The 23021-nt window shown below is 50.8% G+C and carries 19 protein-coding genes and 2 pseudogenes; 12 read left to right on the plus strand and 9 right to left on the minus strand.

The features are described 5' to 3' along the window. Positions 1-81: 81 nt before the first annotated feature. A complete protein-coding gene (gene glyA / locus EIO64_RS00785) occupies positions 82-1335 on the plus strand; it encodes a serine hydroxymethyltransferase (protein ID WP_136890667.1) in 1254 nt (417 codons plus the stop codon). Between the two features lie 298 nt (positions 1336-1633). On the opposite strand, the gene EIO64_RS00790 is transcribed toward glyA, so the two are convergent. The 5 genes from EIO64_RS00790 to EIO64_RS00810 form a co-directional block, all read right to left on the minus strand. After that, positions 1634-2905, minus strand: coding sequence for a TRAP transporter large permease (locus EIO64_RS00790; RefSeq protein ID WP_136890668.1), 1272 nt, complete (start codon positions 2903-2905; stop codon positions 1634-1636). Beyond that, positions 2902-3396 carry a TRAP transporter small permease gene (locus tag EIO64_RS00795; RefSeq protein WP_136890669.1) on the minus strand — a complete coding sequence of 165 codons (495 nt, stop codon included), beginning with the start codon at positions 3394-3396 and terminating at the stop codon, positions 2902-2904. The genes EIO64_RS00790 and EIO64_RS00795 overlap by 4 nt, the downstream gene beginning before the upstream one ends. Positions 3397-3537: 141 nt before the next feature. Then, a complete protein-coding gene (locus EIO64_RS00800) occupies positions 3538-4566 on the minus strand; it encodes a TRAP transporter substrate-binding protein (RefSeq protein ID WP_136890670.1) in 1029 nt (342 codons plus the stop codon). A 38-nt stretch (positions 4567-4604) separates the two neighbouring features. Further along, entirely contained in the window at positions 4605-5417 is an 813-nt protein-coding gene (locus EIO64_RS00805; RefSeq protein WP_136890671.1) for a sugar phosphate isomerase/epimerase family protein, read from the minus strand. A gap of 172 nt (positions 5418-5589) precedes the next feature. Next, on the minus strand, positions 5590-6645 hold the full coding sequence (locus EIO64_RS00810; protein WP_158629662.1) for a transaldolase family protein: 1056 nt from the start codon (positions 6643-6645) through the stop codon (positions 5590-5592). Between the two features lie 453 nt (positions 6646-7098). On the opposite strand from EIO64_RS00810, the gene EIO64_RS00815 reads away from it, so the two are divergent. The 4 genes and pseudogenes from EIO64_RS00815 to EIO64_RS19110 form a co-directional block, all read left to right on the plus strand. Then, positions 7099-7785 (plus strand): FadR/GntR family transcriptional regulator, encoded by a 687-nt coding sequence (locus tag EIO64_RS00815; protein WP_136890673.1) that lies wholly within the window; start codon positions 7099-7101, stop codon positions 7783-7785. Positions 7786-8359: 574 nt separating this feature from the next. Then, a complete protein-coding gene (locus EIO64_RS00820; protein WP_158629663.1) occupies positions 8360-8791 on the plus strand; it encodes an MBL fold metallo-hydrolase in 432 nt (143 codons plus the stop codon). A 60-nt stretch (positions 8792-8851) separates the two neighbouring features. Beyond that, positions 8852-9019 (plus strand): hypothetical protein, encoded by a 168-nt coding sequence (locus EIO64_RS00825; RefSeq protein ID WP_158629664.1) that lies wholly within the window; start codon positions 8852-8854, stop codon positions 9017-9019. Between the two features lie 21 nt (positions 9020-9040). Continuing rightward, positions 9041-9238, plus strand: a pseudogene (locus EIO64_RS19110) (lipoate--protein ligase family protein); the annotation flags it as partial. Here the strand turns inward: EIO64_RS19110 and EIO64_RS19115 are convergent. Further along, a pseudogene (locus EIO64_RS19115) lies at positions 9206-11393 on the minus strand (pyruvate formate lyase family protein). The pseudogenes EIO64_RS19110 and EIO64_RS19115 sit on opposite strands and share 33 nt — an antisense overlap. 417 nt (positions 11394-11810) lie before the next feature. Between EIO64_RS19115 and EIO64_RS00845 the strand changes: the two are divergent. Genes EIO64_RS00845 through EIO64_RS00860 form a run of 4 tightly spaced genes read left to right on the plus strand, consistent with a single transcriptional unit; the run spans position 11811 to position 16990 of the window. Then, entirely contained in the window at positions 11811-12230 is a 420-nt protein-coding gene (locus EIO64_RS00845; RefSeq protein WP_136890678.1) for a lipoyl domain-containing protein, read from the plus strand. Continuing rightward, complete coding sequence (locus tag EIO64_RS00850; protein WP_158629665.1) at positions 12200-13111, plus strand: dihydrolipoamide acetyltransferase family protein; 912 nt, start codon at positions 12200-12202, stop codon at positions 13109-13111. The genes EIO64_RS00845 and EIO64_RS00850 overlap by 31 nt, the downstream gene beginning before the upstream one ends. A gap of 17 nt (positions 13112-13128) precedes the next feature. After that, complete coding sequence (gene lpdA / locus EIO64_RS00855; protein WP_136890680.1) at positions 13129-14493, plus strand: dihydrolipoyl dehydrogenase; 1365 nt, start codon at positions 13129-13131, stop codon at positions 14491-14493. Positions 14494-14524: 31 nt separating this feature from the next. Next, positions 14525-16990 carry an alpha-ketoacid dehydrogenase subunit alpha/beta gene (locus tag EIO64_RS00860; RefSeq protein ID WP_136890681.1) on the plus strand — a complete coding sequence of 822 codons (2466 nt, stop codon included), beginning with the start codon at positions 14525-14527 and terminating at the stop codon, positions 16988-16990. 139 nt (positions 16991-17129) lie between these two features. On the opposite strand, the gene EIO64_RS00865 is transcribed toward EIO64_RS00860, so the two are convergent. Together EIO64_RS00865 and EIO64_RS00870 are read right to left on the minus strand one after the other, a co-directional pair. After that, complete coding sequence (locus EIO64_RS00865) at positions 17130-17960, minus strand: DeoR/GlpR family DNA-binding transcription regulator (protein WP_136890682.1); 831 nt, start codon at positions 17958-17960, stop codon at positions 17130-17132. A gap of 23 nt (positions 17961-17983) precedes the next feature. Beyond that, on the minus strand, positions 17984-18937 hold the full coding sequence (locus EIO64_RS00870) for a carbohydrate kinase family protein (protein WP_136890683.1): 954 nt from the start codon (positions 18935-18937) through the stop codon (positions 17984-17986). Positions 18938-19620: 683 nt separating this feature from the next. Between EIO64_RS00870 and EIO64_RS18945 the strand changes: the two genes are divergently transcribed. Continuing rightward, complete coding sequence (locus tag EIO64_RS18945; protein WP_329757109.1) at positions 19621-19737, plus strand: hypothetical protein; 117 nt, start codon at positions 19621-19623, stop codon at positions 19735-19737. A 597-nt stretch (positions 19738-20334) separates the two neighbouring features. Here EIO64_RS18945 and EIO64_RS00880 read toward each other — a convergent pair. Continuing rightward, positions 20335-20571, minus strand: a complete 237-nt coding sequence (locus EIO64_RS00880) for a hypothetical protein (protein ID WP_136890684.1) — start codon at positions 20569-20571, stop codon at positions 20335-20337. 426 nt (positions 20572-20997) lie between these two features. Between EIO64_RS00880 and EIO64_RS00885 the strand changes: the two genes are divergently transcribed. Beyond that, a complete protein-coding gene (locus EIO64_RS00885; protein ID WP_136890685.1) occupies positions 20998-21180 on the plus strand; it encodes a hypothetical protein in 183 nt (60 codons plus the stop codon). 80 nt (positions 21181-21260) lie between these two features. Next, a complete protein-coding gene (locus EIO64_RS00890; RefSeq protein ID WP_136890686.1) occupies positions 21261-22952 on the plus strand; it encodes a recombinase family protein in 1692 nt (563 codons plus the stop codon). Positions 22953-23021 lie beyond the last annotated feature (69 nt).

Raw genomic sequence — 23021 nt, forward strand, 5'->3', positions numbered from 1 at the left:
GACAGGTCCCTGGAACTCTGATAAGCTGGAAAAGGCTTATATTTTCCGGAAGACCGGATCACACGAAGGAGGACCCCTGCAATGATCCAGGACATCATGGACTTTCTCTCCCAGGCCGACCCCGAGGTGGGGGCATCTATTCAGAAGGAATTCGACCGGGAGCAGCACAACATTGAGCTGATCGCCTCCGAGAACATCGTCAGCAAGGCCGTCCTGCTGGCCATGGGCACTTGTCTCACCAATAAGTATGCGGAGGGCTATCCTGGAAAGCGGTATTACGGAGGCTGCTATGCCGTGGACGTGACGGAGGAGCTGGCGCGGCAGAGGGCCTGTCAGCTGTTCGACTGTGCGCACGCCAATGTCCAGCCCCACTCCGGCGCCAACGCCAATCTGGCGGCGTTCTTTGCCCTGCTGCAGCCCGGTGACACAGTGCTCAGTATGAATCTGGCCCATGGCGGCCATCTGAGCCACGGCAGCCCGGTGAACATCTCCGGCAAATATTTCCGCATCGTTCCCTATGGCGTGTCTGACGACACAGAGACCATCGACTACGAGCAGGTGATGGCCATCGCCAAGGAGTGCCGCCCCAAGCTGATCCTGGCAGGGGCCAGCGCCTATCCCCGCACCCTGGACTTTGCCAAGTTCCGGGAGATCGCCGACGCAGTGGGCGCCCGGCTGATGGTGGACATGGCCCACATTGCGGGTCTGGTGGCCGCCGGTGTTCATCCCTCCCCCATCCCCTACGCCGATGTGGTGACCACCACCACCCACAAGACATTGCGGGGTCCCCGGGGCGGCATGATCCTGTGCAATGACGACGACCTGTACAAAAAGATCAACTCCGCCGTGTTCCCCGGCACACAGGGCGGTCCGCTGGAGCATATCATCGCCGCCAAGGCCGTGTGCTTGGGCGAGGCGCTGAAGCCGGAGTTCCGGGCCTATGGGCGGCAGGTGGCTGCCAACGCCGGGGTTCTGGCGGAAAAGCTGATCGAGCAGGGCTTCCGGCTGGTCTCCGGCGGCACGGACAACCATCTGATTCTGGTGGACACCCGGCACTTTGGCCTCACCGGCAAGGAGTATGAGCACCGGCTGGATGAGGTAGGCATCACGGTGAACAAGAACACCATCCCCAACGACCCGGAGAAGCCCTTCGTCACCAGCGGTATCCGGGTGGGCACTCCCGCCGTCACTACCCGGGGCTTCCGGGAGCCGGAGATGGCGGAGATCGCCCGGTGGATGGGCCTCATGGCAAAAGAGGACTATGCGGACCATGCGGAGCAGGTCCGTGCGGAAGTGGCGGAGCTGTGCAAGCGGTTCCCGCTCTATCAGGACTAAAACAACCCCCGCGGAGGCAAAGGCACCCCCGCACAGGGGCATCAACCAAATACCGTTCATGAGTAGAGCATGAGGCCACCGTAAATCACCCGGTGGCCTTGCTTTGCATGATACAAGTTGACGCCCTTATTAGCCCTGATAGGCACTACCCCCCTCAGTGGTTTCCTGGTGAACGCTAGCACCCCCCATGCGTGACAACCTCCAAAACACCAGTCAGATCAAAGCTATCAAGACATAAAATACCCCCACCCAATTCGGGCAAGTCTCATCAACTTGCTCAAATTGGGTGGGGTATTCATCACAAAATGCTAGGGAGCCACTGTGTCAATTGTGGGATAAATGTGACCAGCATCAATGCCACCAATGAGATAATCAGCGTGGGGATCATTGTGCGAATAGTCTTGGACAAACTGGTTTCTCCGATTTGATTACAGACCAACAGACATAATCCTACCGGAGGTGTCACCAAACCGATACAGAGGTTAAAACTCATCATCACACCAAAAGTCAAAGGATCAATATTAAAAACCGGTAAAAGCGGAGTCAGAAGGGGCGTCATCATGATAATGGCAGCACTGGCCTCCATCAACATACCAATAATCAAGAAAAGCAGATTCAGCAACAGCAAAATCACGGCCTTACTGCTGGTAATAGAGGTGAAGAATTCCAGCATTTGCTGAGGCAATCCCGATGTGACCACCACATAACTGGATGCTTTTGACAAGCCAACCAACATCATAATAGTCGCAGTAGAAATAGATGTCTCCACAAAAACTTGAGGAATGTCCTTCCATGTCAGGTCTTTGTAAATCAATCCACTGACAAAGAGTGCATAGGCAACGGAGACCGCTGCCGCTTCTGTCGGCGTAAAAATGCCTCCAAAAATGCCTCCCAAAATAATAATTGGCATCAGCAAGGCCCAAATACCGTTCTTGAAAGCCCGCAGGATCTCTATGGGGCTGCTTTTCCGATAAGACGGGAGATCATGCTTTCGACCGTAAATAAGGCAGTAAACTGCAATGGCACACGCTAAGAGAATGCCCGGCAAAACCGAACCAATAAACAGTGACGCCACAGAGACTGTGCTGACACTTGCATAAACAATAAGGGGGATGGATGGAGGAATGATCGGACCTAAAATAGAAGAAATAGAAGAAATCGCCGTAGCAAATTCATCCGGGTATCCCGATTTTTTCATTGCGGGGATCGTAATGCCACCAATGGCAGAGGCCGTCGCCACACCAGAACCTGAGATAGCACCGAACAGCGTAGAGGACAAAACAGTTACCACTCCCAAGCTGCCTTTGATTTGCCCAATCAACGCATTTGCAATGTTGATCAGTTTCTCGGTAATACTTCGGGACATTAGACTCCCTGCCAAAATAAAAAAAGGAATTGCCAGCAAAGAGCTAGAATTCATGCCAGCAAAGAGTTTTTGTGGCAACACGATCAGCGCCATATCCGCCATATGGAGCGCTACCAGAGTACCGATTCCCAAGGCAATAAAAATGGGAACACCAAGGAAAGATAAGACCAGCAAGAAGATGATCACCACAACTCCCACATTCATTCTTCTTTCCCTCCTTTACGAAAGTCCCTGACTTGCTTGAAAATCACTTCAACTGAAGTCAAAATCATCAGGACGGTTCCAATCGGCAGACACAGATAAGGAATCGACATAGGAACGCCTAGTCCCACAGAAAGATTATTTGCTCCAGTCTTTACCAAATCAATAGAATATACCAGTAAAAAGCAGAGGAAAACCACACCTATCAAAGTTGAAATAACTGTGCTCAGCATTCTCCAGCGCGGCTTCAGCAGATGAATCAATGCATCGATTTGCAGATGGCTATTTCGTCGTATACCAATTGCAGAAGCCAGCATCACCTGAAAGATAAATAAATACCGAGCCAGTTCCTCGCTCCATGCGGTAGCATGTGCAAAGACATAGCGCAAAATAACCTGATAGATCATGACAACCAGCATTACTGCTACTGAAATGCATAGCAGCGCTTTTTCTATTTTTTCCACAATATCTAAAAATTTTGAATATGCCTTCATTTTTTCTTTTGCCTCCTGTCACAGCTGAGACTTAGAACAAAAAGCCCGACAGATGCCGGGCTTTTGTGTCCATTTCAAGTTGCGGCAAGGGCCTGCTGCCGCCGACCCAGCGGATACAAACCAATGCCTGCTACATGAAAACTACGAATTAGCCGGATCCATTGCCTTGATGCGGCCCACCCAATCCGCCAAGTTGGGGAAGTTTGTCTCTGCAAAGGTATCAAAGTAATCTGCAAACGCTTTTGTATCCACTTCGATGACCTCACAGCCCTCATCGAGAACTTTCTGCTCCGCTTCTTGGTCTCTCTGCTTCTGAACTGCGCTGATTTCCTGACCAGCGTACTCCGCTGCCTCTATCACTGCATTCTGAATCTCCTCTGGGAGGCTGTTAAAATAGGTCCGGTCCATCATGAAAAGGTTGCAGCTATATACATGATTGGTTTTGATCCAGTATTTACAGACTTCATCAAAGGAATAGTTCAGAGAATCCGCAAAGGGGTTTTCCTGTCCCTCCACGGTATTCTGCTGCAGTGCAGTATATACCTCGTTCATAGCCAGAGGAGTCGGTGAGGTATTCAGCCACTGCCAAGTTTTCAGGTAAACCTCCAGATTGGGTACTCTGAGTTTGAAACCTTTGAAATCATCAATGGTCTCCATTTTCTTTGTAGCTGTGACAACGCGGGGACCACGATAGGCTCCGCCCATCAGTTTAAATCCAGAAGCTTCTCCGGCTGCCTCTTTTATTTCATCCCCCAGATCGCTGGACCATACTGCCATGAAGTGATCAGCTCCGCTGTACATATATGGCATAGCGTCAATATTTCCAAGTTCTGTAAATGGGGCCAGCACTCCCAGAGCTTCACATATGATGTCTGCCACGCCGGCAGACATACCTTCCAAGACTTCGGAGGTACTACCCAGACTGGCTCCACCATAAAGGTCGACCTGAACCTGGCCGCCTGTCAGTTCCTGAATTTTCTTCGCAAAAAGCACTGCCTGATCATAACAGTTGTCACCCTCCGTGGAATTTAGCGCACATTTCCACACATATGTGGCTTCCTGCTTTTTTCCCTCTGACCCTTTCTCACTGGCATTATTGCTTCCGCAGGCACTAAGCATCGGCAACAGCATAAGTGCTGCAAGTAATCCAGCAAATAATTTCTTTTTCATAATGTCCTCCTGAAAATAATCTTTCCAGTCGTTGTATATCAAAGCAATGGCAGCAGACACTGCGCAGATTTAGTCAGTGCAATGTCGCCGCTGGGAAACTGTAACACTTCCACACTGACATAGTCCTCATAGTCCACCGCATGAAGTGACTGCATGATTTTCGGGAAATCCAATCCGCAGTTCCCGGGATATAGGCGATTGTTATCACACAGATGCACATAGGAAAAATATCCTTTACTGCGTTGAATTTCTTTGAAAATGTCCGCATCCTGGATATTCATGTGAAATACATCCAACATAATCCGAAAATTTTGATATCCCACCCGGTCTACGATGTCTCGGCCTTCAGCGGTAGAATTAATAAAATTGCACTGTAGGAAGTTGACGGGCTCCAAAGCGATTGTAACACCTTTGTCCTCCGCATAACTGGCCAACTGGCGAAAGGCATCCACGGCAAGATCTAGAGTCGTTTCCGGCGGGATCCCTGGTACTAGTTCTCCCCGCACACGGCCAATATTGACTTGGGCATGATAGGGAGCAGCACAGTCGATGAATTCCTTAAATCGTTTGATGCAACGCAGGCGATTTTCAGGATTCGAACTACTTAAAGAAATATGATCCTGTGCCCATATCTCTCCTGTTGCCAACATGACAACTTCCAAACCATAGGTGCTAGTCAATCGGTTGAGCAGTTCGGGATCCAATTTTTGGGGGTCGCGAACCATCAATTCGATTCCTTGGTATCCATTTTCCGCTAAGTGTCGAAAGGAGTCCTCCAAACTTCCCTGATAAGCTGTCAGCAAAGGACTGGATTCCAAGTCTGGCATAGCTACCTGGTATGCTAGCTTCATAAACACACCTCCTATCCTGTTTTAGTATAGGGATGAGCAAAACGCAAGCTTTGCAAAGCCAATGCACAATATATAGATAGACTTTAGTAAGCCCGATAGTGGCATTATTGTATAGTCTCATGAGCAAATCAATATTTTGCTCATCCCTATATTTTAGAAACAAGCCTTCCTTTTATCGGCACAGAAGCAGTCTGCGTTCCCGAACTGTAGACAGAACCCCGTCCCATGCAGTCAAGAAGCCATTATGAAACAGCTCAAAGGCCGGATGTGAAGAAAGGTCAGCGGCCACCAGACCATCTGCTTCATAGGCACGTCGGAAGGCCGGAATTTTTTCTTTAAGCTCTTCCAATTCCTCCGGACTGGCCATTGCATCGATTCGACTCAGAATTTCAGGATTTGTGCGGTTCATCTCATCAATGAAGTTCCAACCGCAGGTAACATGCATATCACCACCGACCATTTCTGTGAAATGTCTGGCAGCTCGGACGCCTCCCCCCATCAATTTACAGTTAAGCGTAGAATACTTTTCCTTCCAAATCTGATAGATTTTTTTAGACATTTCCGTCCCTGACTTCTCAACCAAGTCGGGAGAGATAGAAATGTGATTGGCTTCCACATATTTTTTTGCATAATTTTCAAAAGGAGCCGCCAATGTGGTCACAAACAGCGTGGGGGCCGAACCAGCAATCTGTACTCCTCTGGCATATGCCTCAAACATCTGTACAGCATAGTAATTAGAAACGCCCGCTGTTGCCAAAACACACCTGCCTTCACTGGTCAGCTTTTCCATGGCTGCAATGCCAGCTAGCGTTGCTGAAACCTTGACAACAATATTGGGGGAAATTTCATAGAAACGGTGAGCTTCCTGCAGGATAAAGTCAATGTCGTCATCCCGATAGGGATTTCCCTGAATGGCGACCCAGCCCTTTTCGCCGCCAGTCTCCTGAAACAACGGCAAGAAAATCTCTGCGATTTTTGCGATCATTTCCTGATAGGCCAACGCCACTACTAGATGATCATCCTCTGTCATCCGCACATAGCGGTCGATTGCGCTGAGCGCTGCGTCCTTTGTCTCCTCCGCTTTAAGCATATGAGAAAGATAGGTGGGGTTAGAGGTTGCTCCAAAAGTTCCCGCCTCAAGTCCCTTTTTTGCCTCGGAAGGCGTCGGATTGTTGACCCACATTCTAGTAGGGGTCTGCTCATTGATTCGTTCCAGATAGGTTTTCATCGGCTTTTCCTTGCATCCTTTCTCTTTCATTTTTGAATTTCGACATCAGCGTTGTAATGTTGCCATGTTGTCATACAGCTCATGGTCAAAGTATAACATCTCTTATGGGAAAAAGCAAGCATTTTATTGTTGAAAATATACACAAAGAAGTTGTATGCTTATTTGACAACTTGACTGGGAATGATATATAATACAATCTATACTTATCAGCTTAACGCAGTCGGACACAAAATGCAGTGGCGGCTCTTGCCATGCGCATGAAGTTCTGATCTCCGGTTTTTCTACAATTGAAGCGGAAACAAGACTCGTCCAGATACGCCTGAAGCTGCTGGCAGCGACCGTGATTAGATTCCCAGTAAAGATGACTTTTCAGATGCACCCTATATATTGTACCTTAATTTTGCAAGGCTTGCGTTTTGCTCAACCCTCAATAAACGATATTAGGAGAGGATTATGTTAAAACCAGTTAATCACAACAGTGCAAGCAGTCAAATCTATGAACAGCTTCTGCATTATATCATCTCCGGAGAGTGGCCGGTAGGAACTCGCCTTCCCTCGGAAAAAGATTTGGCGGAGCAGTTTGGCGTAAGCCGTGTCCCTATTCGGGAAGCCCTCCAGCGCCTGCGTGCTATTGGGGTTGTACGTTCTCTCCAAGGCAGTGGATCCTTTGTGTGCGGGAATTCTCCTTTGGAGGCGATGGAAACCATTTTGTCCTGCAACGCTGTTTCTCATGAACAGATCGTGGACTTGTTGGAGTTCCGAAAGATTTTTGAGCCATACTGTGTGCATAAGGTGGCAGAAACCGCCACCAATCAGCAGCTATTTGAATTGGAGAAGTACGCTCCGTCCTTGGAAAGCATCAAAGATCAAAACGATATTCGAACCGTGACCTTTGAAATGGATATAGCATTTCATCGCAACATTGTTCTCCTGACCAATAATTCTCTGTTTATTTCCCTTTATGAAGTAATCAGCAACCTTCGCCTGAGCCATATTGAGTATTTTGTAGGACTGCGCATGGACCATGAACGCATTTTGGAAGAACATCATGAGATTTATCGTGCATTGATTTGTAGGGATGCCCAATTGGCAGAAAAACTGATGTACGATCATTTGACCCGTGTTTCCAACTTCATGTAATCTTTGTATAATTTTTCTTTGCAAGTTACTTCTAAAAGAAGCTCCGCTTTCTATATTATATGAGGGATTCCAAGCTTCAATCATGGCTGGAATCCCTTGTAGTTACTACTCTTTTTGAGTTTTGCTCATGGCTATTACTAATAATTACATAGGGGTTATGGCAAAGATTTACCTTATCCGCCATTGCAAATCCGAGGGCGGTGCCTGCAGCCGCGCGCAAGTGCAGACTGATGTGCTGGTTACGGGACAGCGGAAGACATTGCCAACGCTGTCCTCTTCTATGCCAGTGACCTCTCAGATTATATGAATGTCAACGGCGGACTGTACATGTGAGATAACACCGGCAGTTGTACCGTTATTCAACGCTGAAGAACGAAAGCCTCTGGAACAGGGACGAGGAGAATGTTTGTGGAGAATATGGTCCGGGCAACATTGATCTCTAATGCCGGTCTTTTGCTGGAATATAGGGAAGTGAAGCTTTTGGTGGATGCCATCTACCATACCACAGATCCCTTCAGCCCCCCCGCCAGCCGCGTGGTCCGCAATGCTGGCCGGAGAGCCCCCTTTTGACGGTGTGGATACGTTGCTGTTTACCCACGGTCATCCGGATCACTTTTCCCCGGAGCGCCTGATGCAGTACCTTCGGTATCGTACGGTCAGACAGGTAGTGCTTCCTGTTATGGAGCCCCAGCATTGGGAAATCCTGCAGCCATTCTTGGAAGAGCGGAGAATCCAGTGGACTCTGCTTACAGCACGGATGCAGACGGCGGACTTTCAAATTCCGGGAGGGACCGTTATTCGACCCTATTTTACCCGGCATATTGATAAAGCCTTTTGGAATATGCCGCATGGCTGCTATTTGATCTCCTTCGGCGAAAAACATGTCTTGCTGACAGCTGATGTGGATTATACAATAGAAACCTTTGAACAGATTTCGTGTGTTCACATAAATGCGGCGTTTGTTAATCCACTCTTTTCAATGCACTTCGAACCGGAACATTTTTAAGGGCACACTGCAGCCAGATCTTCTCTGCGTCTATCATATCCCTTTTCAGGAGGATGACCGGTGGCAAATTTGCTCGATGCTATCGCACAATTTGCACCGGTGGAATCAAGAGCAAGGGAAGGTTGCCATCTTGAGTGGGCCGTACCAATATGTGGAATTTTAGCGGCAGGAGCGAACATTATGAATCATCCGGTATTTTACTTGAAAACGGGTTCTCAGAACCCATAAGAATTCGTCCTAACGCACCGCGTGGAGGGAGACTATCTAATCCTTTGGCAGAATGACAATACCATCGTCATCGGGCAAAATCAAAATAGCGAAGAGGAAATCAACCGCAGCTTTGTAGAAGCACATCAGATTCATGTGGTTCGAAGATCTACCGGCGGAGGCGCTGTGTATCATGATCTTGGGAATTTAAACTATTCCTTCATCACCGATGCCGGGGAGGATATTAGGAAACGGCGATGGAGACACCCTAACCGGCCATCCGAACCACCAGACTGCGGTAAGAATCCGGATCCTTCCGCGCCGCCAACAACACGGAATTATCCACAATATTGAACTGCCAATGGAAGCAGCCCTGAGCCGCAAACGCCCGTAGCAGTTGCTCTGCAAGACATCCATCTGGCGTGGCTCCGCAGGCGTTGCCCAACCCACCTGCGCACTGACAGAATAAAGTGCTGGCCAGAATTGCCCCTTGGAATTTTCGAACCGCTCCAACTGATTTGCAAACATGTCCGTAATTTCAACAGCCAGTATGTCAACACGGTCAACATCGTTTCCAAATTTTGGAATACGGTTTAAAATGAATTGCCGCAGTGGCTCTCGATCCCGGAAGTTATCCTTCAGAATCCGAGCAAACTCATTCAGTGTCAATCTTTGGCCTCGGTATACCAACTGCCGGACGGCCTCCAAAGAATCCACTACCGTTGCCGTGCCGACAGCAACCAATCCAGTTGTATTATAGTGCGCTCCGCCATTCGTACAGTCACGCCCGTTGGCAACGCAATCGTCCCAAAACAGACTGACAAAAGGAAGAGGCAAAAGCTCCTTATGAATTCCATCTGTGATATTCGTCTCTTCAACCTGTAGGGCGATCCCCTGTTGGAAATAGCTGTAGAAGCGATTCATCAATTGCCGAAAAGATTTCGGCTCTGCATCGTCTGGGTGGAACATGGAGACGCCAGATTTCGGGTCCGTTCCGTTTCCCAGAGTCAACTCTAAAACTTTCGGCAAGTTGATATAGCCGCCATTGCACCGCGCCCAATGGCCATGCACAGAGATTTCATCACAACCTACAGCGATATAGTCCCGTGCCTCCTGAAGAGGAATGCCGCAGGTGCTGAATGATGACTGCATCATTCAGCACCTGCGGCATTCCATTTCCACAAGCAATGCTGCCAACTGCATGATCCAAAAACTCCTGAGGTGTCCCCGCGTGTAGTCGTATTGTAAAATTGGGCTGATGCAGTTGGATATGTCTGTTTGCATTTAGACAGAGGTAAGACAGAAGATTTGTGCAGTCATGACCGCCGCGGTCAACCCCTCCTACTTCAATATTCTGCCCTGCCACATAATAGCCCGCGTTGACCTCGGCCGCGTCTCTGCTGTCCACCCGCAGAATCTCGCAGAATTTTAGCCAGAGCAGGTCAAGGAGTTCTTGCGCCTGTTCCAATGTGATCGTGCCTGCTGCCAAATCCGCTTTCAGATAGGGCCAGCAATACTGGTCCAACCGTCCGAGGCTGATAGAGAATCCGTTTGATTCGATCTGAGGAATCAACTGCATTAGCCAAACCATCTGCAATGCTTCATGGAAAGATGACGCAGGCTGCGCAGGCACGCGGGCCAGGACGCGGCTAATTGCGGTCAATTCCACCTTTCTGCACGGATCCTTCTCCTGCACGGCCATTTTCTTCTCCAGTCTGCGGTAGCGCTCCGCAAAAACAAGCACACCGACACAAACCTCTTCCTCGGCATCATAAAAAGCCAATTTTCCATCATACGCGGGATCAGATCGGTTTAGTGTATCCCGTTGTTTTCTCACCCTTTCCAACATTCCGTTAATTCCAAATTGAAGCAGTTGCTGATAATTCATTGCCACATGCGCAAAACCGCTCCCCTCATGAGGATCAGACAACAGTCCGCAGACGTAGGCGTTCTGAATTGCCGCTGTTCTCTGCCTCATCAAATAATCGTGCGGTGTATTCCCTTTCCAAAACGGAGCAATTTCCAACAGGCTCGCCCGTACCTCTGGTCTAACTCGTAGCCGATTGTACTTCCGGGTTTCAAACTGGTCGATCTCATCCGTAAAATTGATATTCACTTCCGGAAATACCTCCGCAGAGCGTGGACGAGAAGCTGAGTGTCCAACGATGACCTCCTGGGGCTGAATGAAGATTGGGAGTTCTTCCAATGTCCTGCACAAAGCCTTTGCTCTCAGCAAAATCGTGGGACATCTCCCGGACAGGTTTCGGTACACCTCTGTATAAATAATGGCTCTCTGACAGCACATTTCTGGATTCTCTTCCAAAAACATCTCTTTTGCTTTAATAACCCGTTCTGTTGGCTTTGCGGGGAGCCTATTGATGTCAAAATCAGCCATTTTTCAGATAGATCCTTTCCTTTTTCGAGTCACCAAAACTAAAACCACAGGCAACATACATTAAAACCATGCGCTTTTGAAATATAACGTTTTTTGTTATGATTGTTTTAACATCCGCATTTGCTGCTGTCAAGGTAAAATGCAAGCCTCACCCCACAAATGCTCCCTTTTGCGCTGGCTATATTGCACAATCTGCACCATGGATATACAGATACTTGTCAGAAAATTAACCATATTGTCTTGCTCTTAACATAAAATTGACCTCGTCTTATTTTATCATAAATGAAGTGTTTTTTCAAAATCATCTTGACACGCTCAATGTATGTTGTTATAATCATGTCAAAAATATGATATATAACAAATTCTAAACGGAATATATATCATCATAAATCATAACAACATGTGGAGGGTGCAAACATGGCAACAGTAGTTATCATGCCCCGGCAGGGACAATCCGTGGAAAGCTGCGTCATTACCAGCTGGGCCAAAAAGGTTGGGGACCCGGTTCATACCGGCGAGACCCTATTTAGTTACGAAACTGACAAAGCCGCCTTCGATGAGGAGGCCAAAGTAGACGGCACACTGCTTGCAGTATTTTATCAGGAGCAGGACGACGTGCCTTGCCTTTCTGAAGTGGCGGTGATCGGCACCCCCGGAGAGGATATCTCCGCTTTCGGTCCTCATGCAGATGTGTCGCCCGCTGCGCCGGAAACGGCGCAGGCAGCTACTCCCGCGGTGGCAGCCGCGCCCATGGCCGTACAACTCACTGCTCCCACAGCGGCTGCCGGTGTATCCCTCGGGCTAGAGTGGCCGCAGAGCGGCTCCATGTGGATTTGACCGGTGTGACCCCCACTGGTCCTCATGGCCGTATTCTGGAGCGGGATGTGCTGGCAGCCGGCCGCAGTACCTCTGCCGCAGTGGCAGCCGGTTCTACAGCTGGTATACCGGGAACTGGGTTAGGCGGCCGGGTCACGCTGGCCGATCAGCAGGCTCCTGCCGCCGTCGCGTCCGAGACATCCTCCGTTCTGGGATATCACGATGAAAAGATCTCCCACATGCGGAAGATCATTGCGGATTCCATGCACAATTCTCTGGCTACCATGGCGCAGCTCACCCATCATAGTTCCTTTGACGCCAGCAGCATCATCGCATACCGCAAGGAATTGAAAGCCGCCGAATCTCTGGAGCTTCCCGGCATTACCTATAATGATCTGATACTCTATGCAGTCTCCCGTGTTTTGAAGCATCATCCTGTTCTGAATGCCCACTGGATGGATGATAAGATCCGTTACTTTGACCACGTTCACCTGGGCATGGCGGTGGATACGCCGAGAGGGTTGCTGGTTCCCACGATTTTCAATGCGGATACCAAGTCCCTGGCGGAAATCGCCAAGGAAACCAAAGAATTGGCTGCTGCCGCCCAGGGAGGCTCCATTAGTCCGGACCTGTTGAGCGGTGCCACATTCACGGTATCCAATCTGGGAACACTGGATATCGAGATGTTCACCCCTGTGATCAATCCTCCCCAAACCGGCATTCTGGGCGTTGACTGCATGGTGGACCGGGTCCGTATGGCCGACGGGCACATTTCCGTTTATCCCGCCATGGGCCTCTCCCTGACCTATGACCACCGAGCCATGGATGGCGCACCGGCCTCTCGCTTCCTGAAAGAGCTCAAAACAGTTCTGGAACATTTTTCCGCACTGCTGGCGGAGTGAATTAAGGAGTGCATAGGATGGAATATGATATTATTGTTTTAGGCGGCGGCCCCGGCGGATATCTGGCCGCTGAGCGGGCGGGACAGGCCCAAAAAAAGGTTCTGTGCATCGAAGAGGCCCATTTGGGCGGCACCTGTCTTAATGAGGGCTGCATCCCTACCAAAACCCTGCTGTATAGCGGCAAACTGTATGCCCATGCCAAGCACAGTCAGGCCTACGGTGTCCATGCCAAAGATGTTACACTGGATCACAGCGCCGTTATTGACCGAAAAGAGCAGGTGATCCGCACGCTGGTGGGCGGTGTGGGCGCTACACTGAAAGCCTGTCATGTGGATGTTGTGGACGCAAAAGGCGTCATCACCGGCCGCACCGCCGATGGCTGTACTGTTGAAGCCGGCGGTCAAACCTATACAGCTAAGAATCTCATTATTGCCACTGGGTCTTCCTGCGCCGTTCCTCCCATTCCCGGCTTGAAGGAAGGACTTGCCTCCGGCTTCGTGCTGACTAACCGGGAAATGTTGGCACTGCGGGAGCTTCCTCAACATCTGGTGGTGCTTGGCGGCGGTGTCATCGGTCTGGAAATGGCAACTTATTACGCCATGGCAGATGTAGACACGACAGTCGTAGAAATGCAGGATCATATCGGCGGCCCCAGTGACCGTGACATGGTGAAAATTCTTCAGAAAAACTGTGAGGCAGAGGGCATGCACTTCCTGCTGAACGCCAAGGTTACAGAGATCCGGGAGGGCTCCGTTATCTATGAGCAAGGAGGAAAAACCTGCACACTCCCTGCTGATAAGGTGCTTTTGTCCATTGGCCGTAAACCCAACACCGCAGGCATTGGCCTTGAAAATGTCGGTGTGCTGACAGAGCGGGGCGCTATTGTCACAGACGAGCGGATGCAGACCAATGTACCTGGTATCTATGCCGTAGGCGATGCCAATGGCAAAGCCATGCTGGCCCATACCGCATATCGGGAAGCGGAGGTCGCTGTCAACAATATTCTCGGAAAACGCGACCGAATGCGCTATCAGGCGATTCCCAGCGTCCTATATACAGTGCCGGAGCTCAGCAGCGTAGGTGAGACAGAGGAATCCGCCAAAGCGAAGGGCTACGATGTTAAGGTTGTCAAGCTGCCTATGAGCTACAGCGGCCGCTATGTGGCGGAAAACCAGGGTGGCGACGGCATCTGCAAGCTGGTCTTCGATAAACGAACAAAGACTCTTCTGGGTGCCCAGGCGCTGGCAAATTACTCGTCTGAGTTCATCATTGCTGCAGGCATCTGTATGGAGCTGGAGTTGACTGTGGCGGATATGAAGGAAATTGTGTTCCCGCATCCCACTGTGGCGGAGATCCTGCGGGAAGCCATCTGCAAATATTGAGCCGGCATAACGGCAGAAGGAGAGCTGAAAGATGTCTAAGCAGTTATTTGTGGACCCCAGAGAAATGCGGGCACCCGGCAAAATTGAGTTTACTGACATTCTGGAAAATCAGTACCAGAAAACCGTTAAGGACGAAGTCGGAAACTTCCCCAGAGAGGATCTGATCCGAATCTATCGGGATATGTGCTATATCCGGGAATTTGAAACCATGATCCAACTCATCAAAACCACTGGTGAGTATCAGGGCGTTCCCTACAATCACCCCGGCCCGGCTCATTTGGGTATCGGACAAGAGGCCGCTTATGTAGGTCAGGCCTACCACCTGTCCATTAACGACTTCTCCTTTGGCTCTCACCGGAGCCACGGCGAAATTTTGGCCCGGGGCCTGCGAGCCGTAGAAACTCTGCCGGAAGAACAGCTCCGCTCCATTATGGAGGACTTTGATGGTGGAAAAATCCTCAGAGTTCTGGGAAACAGCCAGCTGGATATCCGGGCGCTGGGCCGGGACTTCCTGCTTTACGGCATGACCTGTGAGACCTTTGGCCGGGAAAACGGCTTTAACCGTGGTTTGGGCGGCAGCATGCACGCTTTCTTCACCCCCTTCGGCATCTATCCCAACAATGCTATCGTAGGCGGCTCCGGCTCTATCGCGCCCGGTGCGGCCCTCTATAAACTCTCCAACCACAAAGACGGCATCGTTGTCTGCAACATTGGTGATGCGGCCACCGCCTGCGGTCCCGTTTGGGAGGGCATGGTCTTCAGCTCCATGGATCAGATCCGCACCCTCTGGGGCGATGAGTTCACCGGTATGCCGATTCTGTTCAATATTTGGAACAACAGCTACGGTATGGGAGGTCAGACCAACGGTGAGACCATGGGCTATCAGACTCCCGCTCGGATCGGCGCCGGCCTGCTGCCCAGCCAGATGTACGCTGAGCGTGTGGACGGCTACAATCCGCTGGCTGTTATCGATGCTTATGCCCGGAAAAAGGACATTATCAAGCAGCACGGCCCTGCCCTGCTGGATGTAGTGACCTACCGCATTTCCGGCCACTCCCCCTCCGACTCCAGCAGTTACCGCACCAAGGAGGAGATTGAGGCCTGGGAGGCCCAGGATTCTATTCTGGCTTACGGAAAGCAACTGATGGAAGCTGGTCTTTGCACGCAGGCAGACTTAGAGGCTATTCGTACTGGCGTGGCGGCGGATATGCTTCGAAATATGAAACTGGCCATTGACGAGACTGTTTCCCCCCGCATTGATGTGTTTGGAAAAAAACCAAATGCTATCGGTGAACTGATGTTCTCCAATCAGACTGTCCGCTCCATGGATGAAAATCGCAAAGCGGAAACCCTGCTGCCCTATGAGGAATCCCCTCGGGCACAGGCCATCGCCAAAAAGGTCCGCAAGGGGCTGGATGAAAAGGGGAACCCTGTCAGCAAGAACAAGGTCTATCAGATCCGGGATGCCATTGCGGAGCCCATTCTAAAGAAATTTTACGAGGATCCCACTCTCATTGCTTTCGGCGAAGACGTTCGGGACTGGGGCGGTGCTTATGCGGTCTACCGCGGCTTCACGGAAACACTTCCCTATCACCGTCTATTCAACTCTCCCATTAGTGAAGCGGCCATTGTGGGTGCAGCCGTTGGCTATGCCATGAGCGGCGGTCGTGTGGTAGCGGAGATCATGTACGCTGATTTCCTCGGCCGCGCCGGCGATGAACTGTTCAACCAACTGTCCAAGTGGCAGAGTATGAGCGCCGGTGTGCTGCGGATGCCGGTGGTGATTCGAATGAGTGTAGGTTCCAAGTACGGTGCCCAGCACTCTCAGGACTGGTCCGCCCTGTGTGCCCATATCCCCGGCCTGAAGGTAGTCTTCCCCGCTACGCCTTATGACGCCAAGGGTATGATGCAGTCAGCACTGAACGGCACCGACCCTGTCATCTTTTTGGAAAGCCAGCGGATCTATGACATGGGCGAACGTTTCCACCCAGAGGGCGTTCCCGAGGAGGAATACGAAATCACGCTGGGTGAGCCGGACGTAAAACGCTGCGGCACGGACGTCACCATCCTCTCCATTGGAGCAACACTGTATCGCGCCATAGAGGCCGCCGATATTCTCCAGAATCAGTATGGCGTTTCCGCCGAGGTCATCGATGCCCGTTCCCTGGTCCCCTTCCAGTATGAAAAGGTCATCGAATCCGTGAAGAAAACAGGCCGCATCGTCGTCACCGGCGACGCCTGTGAACGCAATTCTTTCATGCGCAATCTGGCATCCAACATCACGGAGCTTGCTTTCGATTATCTGGATGCGCCCCCGGTCGTCGTGGGTGCGAAGAACTGGATCACCCCCGCCCACGAACTTGAGGAGTGCTTCTTCCCCCAGCCCTCCTGGATCGTGGATGCCATCCATGAGCGGATCCTGCCGCTTCCCGGCCATGTCTGCAGCCACAACTGCACGGAACTGGAGCAGCTGCGCGAAAACAAGTACGGCATCTGATTTTCTTCCCCAAATTCAAACCATTTTTCTCTTCCTTTCATATAGCGATGGGAAGCAGTACCCATTACGGTACTGCTTCCCATCGCTTATAACGAAACCCGCCAGATAGACTCTGGCGGGTTCCGCGGCTTTACCAGTATTATCTGTATTTGTGCGCAAACAGCTCCTTCATGATCGCACTGCGCTCCTCTGGGGTCAATCCATCGTTGACGCTGAATACACGGACATTGTGCGCCTCTGCCTCTCTCACAAATTCAGGCGTGAGCATACTGTCCCCCACCAGTACATCTACATCGTCCAGCGATGCAAAGGTGAAGGGATGGCTCCGTCCGATCTTTCCACAATCCATCAGCATCATTGTGCAGGCTGCTTTCCGAATCACCCGCTGCTTCAGCTGTGCCTCCTGTAATGAACCGCTTGTAAAACCACCATTAAAGGAATAGCCGGAGGCAGCCATGATCGCCACATCAATGTTCATGCCATCCAGCATCTGCTCAGCCTGCGGTCCGGAGCATGAAAGCGTCACGCCGCTGACCTGTCCCCCTAAAAGTGTAATATTGTAGCGATTCTTCTGTGCCAGCTCTGCCGCTGTGTTGGCCGCGCTGGTGACCACTGTATAGCTGCCCTCATGCAGAAAATAGGTCAGCGTCAGAATTGTGGACCCCGCGTCCAAATAATATGCATGGCCCGGATATACCAGATCTGCGGCAATCCTGGCAATGTCTTCTTTTGCAGAGACATTCTGCTTTGCGCGGCAGGTAAAATTCGCTTCTTGTCCGGCCATGGGGCTCTGGGCAGCAATCGCACCGCCGCGGACGCGGATGATCCGTCCTTCCTGCTCCAGCTTGGTCAAATCCCTCCAGAGCGTCATCATGGAACAGTCCCCGATCAAAGACTGCAGCGCCGTATTTTTTGCCTCACCATGCTCCGTAATATAGGTAAGGATTGACATTTGTCGTTCATTTAACATGAATAAACCTCAACTTTAAAGAATCATTTCCCCGTATATCGAATCTCAAGAGGATGCGTCCCTATAAATGCCAGCAGCGTTTTCAGATCCCGAATGCCCGTATTGGCACCGACACATTGAATAACGTGCGCGGAAGCAGCGGCCCCCAGGCGAACACAGTCCTCCATGGACCCGTTCCGCAAGACGCCGCTGAGAAAGCCTGCCACAAACGCGTCTCCCGCACCGGTAGTCTCCACTACCGGAACATCGTAGCAGCCGCAGTAAAAGGACAGCTGCGCCGTTTTGCAGAAGCAGCCCCGGCTTCCCAGCTTGATTACCACACATTTCACGCCGCCCTTCAGGAAGAAATCCGCCATGGCTTCCACATCTTCCGTGCCCGCCAACAGCATCGCCTGCTCCTCACTGGGAAGAAAATAATCCAAGTAAGGATAACATGGGGATAATATTTCATTCCACCGTCCTGTTGGGTCTTTAGTCACATCCATGGACGTAATCACACCGATTTCCTGCGCCATTTTCAACAGCGAAGCGGCCCCGTTGGCTCCGTCAAAGTTGGGCAGATGGAAGGTGCTGCTTAGTTGGAGAATTTTGCACTGCCGCAATAGGGAGAGATCCACATCCGCCGAAGTAAACTCCCTTGAAACACCGGGAAAGTAATAGAATGCCCGGTTTCCCTCCTCGTCAATGAGGATATTCATTTTACCATGTGGAGTCTCTGACCGGATTGTGTGGCTCATATCAACTCCCGCCCTAGTGCAGATATCCATAATATAATTCCCGCACACATCCGACCCAATGCGGCCCACATAGGTTACGGAGTTCCCAATCACTGCCAGATCTACAGAATTGTTCAGCGCATCACCGCCGGTCTTCAGCAAAATCTCCTGTACATTGGTACTATCGTTGTTAAAAAAGGTGTTAGATACGGGGTGGGTGATAATATCTACTAGAGTTTCTCCAATACACAAAACGTCCATATTTCATGCACTCCTAACGCTAGTTTAATACTGATTCCTTCAAACTTTTTCAAACATTTCTCGGATATTCTCATGTCAAAAGGCACAAATCATCCTTGCTGACGCATAAATCCGCTTTTCCAAAAAAGAACGCCCCACAGTCCTTTCAAAACAGTAACGGTGGCAACGCCCACAACTGTCAATAGTCATACAATTATGGCTAATTATAACATTTTAATGTTAATTAGTCAACATTCACCACCTGTTTTGTTAATTTTGTTAGCGTTCGTCAGGAAAACTGTTAGTGTCGGGAATTCGTGCCCCCGTTTTTTGTCGGGAGCAACGAACCGCTTTTTGTCGCAAAACCGGAAGCTAATCGATAGAATTTCATAGTACCAACAACCCAAAATAGCAAATAAGTATTATTATTTTTGCCGGTCAGCCAGCAGCTCAACGGCCTTTACTTTGCCAGTCGTATAGAAACTGTATCCAGCTTTTTCCTGCGGAAGCTCTCGCCCCGCAGTTTGAATCGCAGCCTCATCAATGATGCGGTCCAGCGCACACAGAAGAGTATTGACGAATGGCTTCTGCACCCTTTGAAAGAAACGGAAGATAGGGACTTATTGGAAATCGTGGAGTCCCGGTACAAGCGAAACTCCACGATCTTCTGTTCCCAGTTTGACATTCCGGGCTGGCCGTAAAAGTTGTCTGACCCGCTGCTGGCTGATGCCATCTGCGACCGAATCGTCCACGATGCCTACGCCATAATCATTGGCGGAAAAGAATCCATGCGTAAGCGGAAGGGTCTGCAAGACATCTGACTCCGGCCATATTTAATGTGCACTGAATAATAGAAAAAGCCTTGTAGCTGATTCATTCTGAAGCCAGTGAAATGAAATAACCGCCCAATCAGCGCAAAAAGTCTTCGCTGTCAGAGTGACATGGAGCAAGGCAGAAATCGTCCTATAGAATCATAATTGCTAACATCATTGAAAGTCCCTGCCGCCTATGGCGGCATTGACGCAAGCATAGCGTTTGTATGACAAACGCGCTTGCTGGGGTAAACCCCAGTCCCCCATGCCGCCTGCGGGCGGAAACCTTTCGGCAGCATTGCCGGAAAGTAGCATATAAAATCGGGTTCGGCCATATTGCCAAACCCGATTGCAACGAGGTCTATAGAGATTGAATTTCCTGCAATATGACTGGAAATCTGCTCGCAAAGACAAAGTCGATATGAGGAAGGATTGACAGAATTGTCATTCCTTCCTTACCTGTTTCTATCGCTCAAAAGCGCTTCAGACAACATTGTCAAAAGCGGTAGACGCTGAAAACCGGGTTCGGTGAATTCACCGAACCCGGTCAGACTTTTTGACAAGGTTGTCTGAAAGTAAGGGTTGGCAATCTTGCCAACCCTTACTTTACCAGATCGTCTCCCGCACCGCTCGAATCAGCGTCACCACCCATGACAGCGCCGCAAGACCCACCAGCACAAGGAAAATGCCGTCCGCCAGAGCGGTATGGGCCAGATACCACGGGCGGAATACCGTGATGACCAGTGCACCGTACAGCAGCGGCGCAGACAACCGTAGCACCTGTGCCAGACGGACGATCCCGTCCAGCAGCGCCAGCCCCAATGATAAAACAGCATACATCATGTTCCGAGCCTCCTTCTTCGATTTGCGGTATGTTACCATCGGCAGACAGACTTTACAACAGCCTGTCTGCCAATTTTTTTCACCTTGGGTGTCAATAAGACACCCAAGGTTGGACGGCGAGGGTGTCTATTGCACACCCTTGACCTTAAATCTTTTACAGGAGCTTTTGATTCCGGGGTATTCATCACGCTGTTTTTTCGGGAGGGGTAGTGAGGGGGCATCTGAAAAAACAGAAAACCGCTCTCGGCAACATTGCCGGAAGCGGTTTAGAAGTTCAAAGCCGTTGGTAAACACTCACCCGTTCGCCCCGTGCCGCCCCGTGCGGCGTTCTTCCGTAATGGGCAGTGTCCTTGCCCATCCCCTCCGGCAGAGGCCCCACAGGCGGCGTGTGGGCAAACTTAGTAAACAATAGAAAAAGGAGAGCCTATGGAGCAAAAAGCCAATATCACCATCAATAAGGAGCATATCACCGTGGAGCGGACGCAGACAGCCTGCGGGCGGGAGATTCAAGTCATCTCCGTGTTTCCCCGGCATGGCAGCGAAACCGTGGAGGACAAGCTGAAAGCCCTGGCAGAACTGGACTTTCAGCAGGGAAAGCTGTGTGCGTAAAGTGCTGGACAATTCAAACCGTTCGGGGTATTGTGGTGTCGCAATGCTCTGAACGGTTTGACAAAGAAAAGGAGGACTGTATGAATCAGTCAAACCAAATCAGGAAAACCGCTCTTTACTGCCGTCTCAGCCAGGACGATGGGATAGAGGGCGATTCGAACTCGATCCAGAATCAAAAAGCCATTTTACAGAAGTTCGCGGAAGATCACCATTTCCCCAGCCCCTGCTTCTATGTGGATGACGGTTTTTCGGGAGGAACCTTCCAAAGACCGGCGTTCCAGAAGATGATCTCAGACATGGAAAACGGCGAGATTGGGATCATTGTGACCAAGGATCTCAGTCGCCTCGGTAGAAATCAGCTTCACACGGGACTCTACATCGAGGAACGCTTCCCCATGTTCGGCGTCCGCTACATTGCCATCAATGACAATGTGGACACCGACAGCAGCGAGAGCAACGACCTCATGCCGTTCAAGAATTTGTTCAACGAGTGGTTTATTCGGGACACCAGCCGGAAGATCCGTGCGGTGCTGAAGGCCAAAGCGGAACGGGGCGAACGGCTGGGGACCAGAGCGCCTTACGGCTACCGAAAGGACCCAGGCACAAAAAAACTAATCGTGGATGATGAGGCGGCAGCTATTGTCCGCAGGATCTTTGCCATGTGCGCCAGCGGCAGTGGCCCCAGCCAAATTGCCCGCATTCTCAAGAAAGAGCAGATCCTGACGCCCACCATGTACGCCTACACCAGGTACGGCATCACGCACACCTGTCTGGATACAGCACATCCGTATAACTGGTCTGACAGCGCCATTGCCAATCTTCTGGAGAACGAGATCTATCTGGGCAATACCATCAACATGAAGCACAGCAGCAGATCCTACAAGGACAAGCGAAGGGTCGAACATCCAAGAGAGGAATGCCTGGTCTTTGAGAACACCCATCCCGCCATCATTACGCGGGAGGTCTGGGACGTGGTACAGAGAGTCCGTAAGAACAAGCGCCGTCTGACAAAGATGGAAGAACAAAACAAGTATTCCGGTCTTGTGTTCTGTGCTGACTGCGGCTCCAACATGGTGCTGCACCGGGCACATACCATGTCCGCCAGCTACAATCACTTTACCTGCCGCACCTACAAGAAAGATGGCGAAGCCTGTACGGGCCACTACATCCGGGAGTGCGTTCTGGATGAGGTGGTGCTGGAGGACTTACGGAGAGTAACGGCCATGGCACGGGAACATCCGGAAAAGTTTGCCGCCTATATCGGCAGCAGGCAGTCCACCGAACTTCAGCGGGAGATCCGCAGGCAGGAGAAAGAACTGGCCGCCATGCGGAAGCGGAAAGCTGAACTGGACACCATCTTCAAGAAGCTGTATGAGGATAGCGTGCTGGGCCGTATCACCACAGAGCAGTTCCAGATGCTTTCCGGCAGCTATACGGAAGAGCAGAATCAAATCGCCGCAGGTATCCCGCAGAAAGAGATGGACATCCAACGCCTGCGAGAAACGGTGAGCGGGACGGACGGTTTCCTCGATAGGGCAAAGCGGTACACGGACATTGCGGAGCTGACGCTGGAACTGCTGCGGCTGTTTATTGAGAAGATCGTGGTTCACGAGAAAGAGGTAAAGTGGTCTAAGCACGCACCGCAGACCGTGGAGATCTACTACAACGGCATTGGCTATGTCGGCAGTGGTCGGCAGGATGTGGAAGAAGCACCGGAAGCGCCGGAACCCCAGCAAACCCAGGACACAGAGAAGCCCCGGCAGGCATCGTAAACACGATGACCTGCCGGGGTATCCCAGGAATCACTTGTTACCCCTGTGAGGGGAGAGCGAATGCCTCCG

Origin of the sequence: Dysosmobacter welbionis (assembly GCF_005121165.3) — a bacterium.
Taxonomy (GTDB): domain Bacteria; phylum Bacillota; class Clostridia; order Oscillospirales; family Oscillospiraceae; genus Oscillibacter; species Oscillibacter welbionis.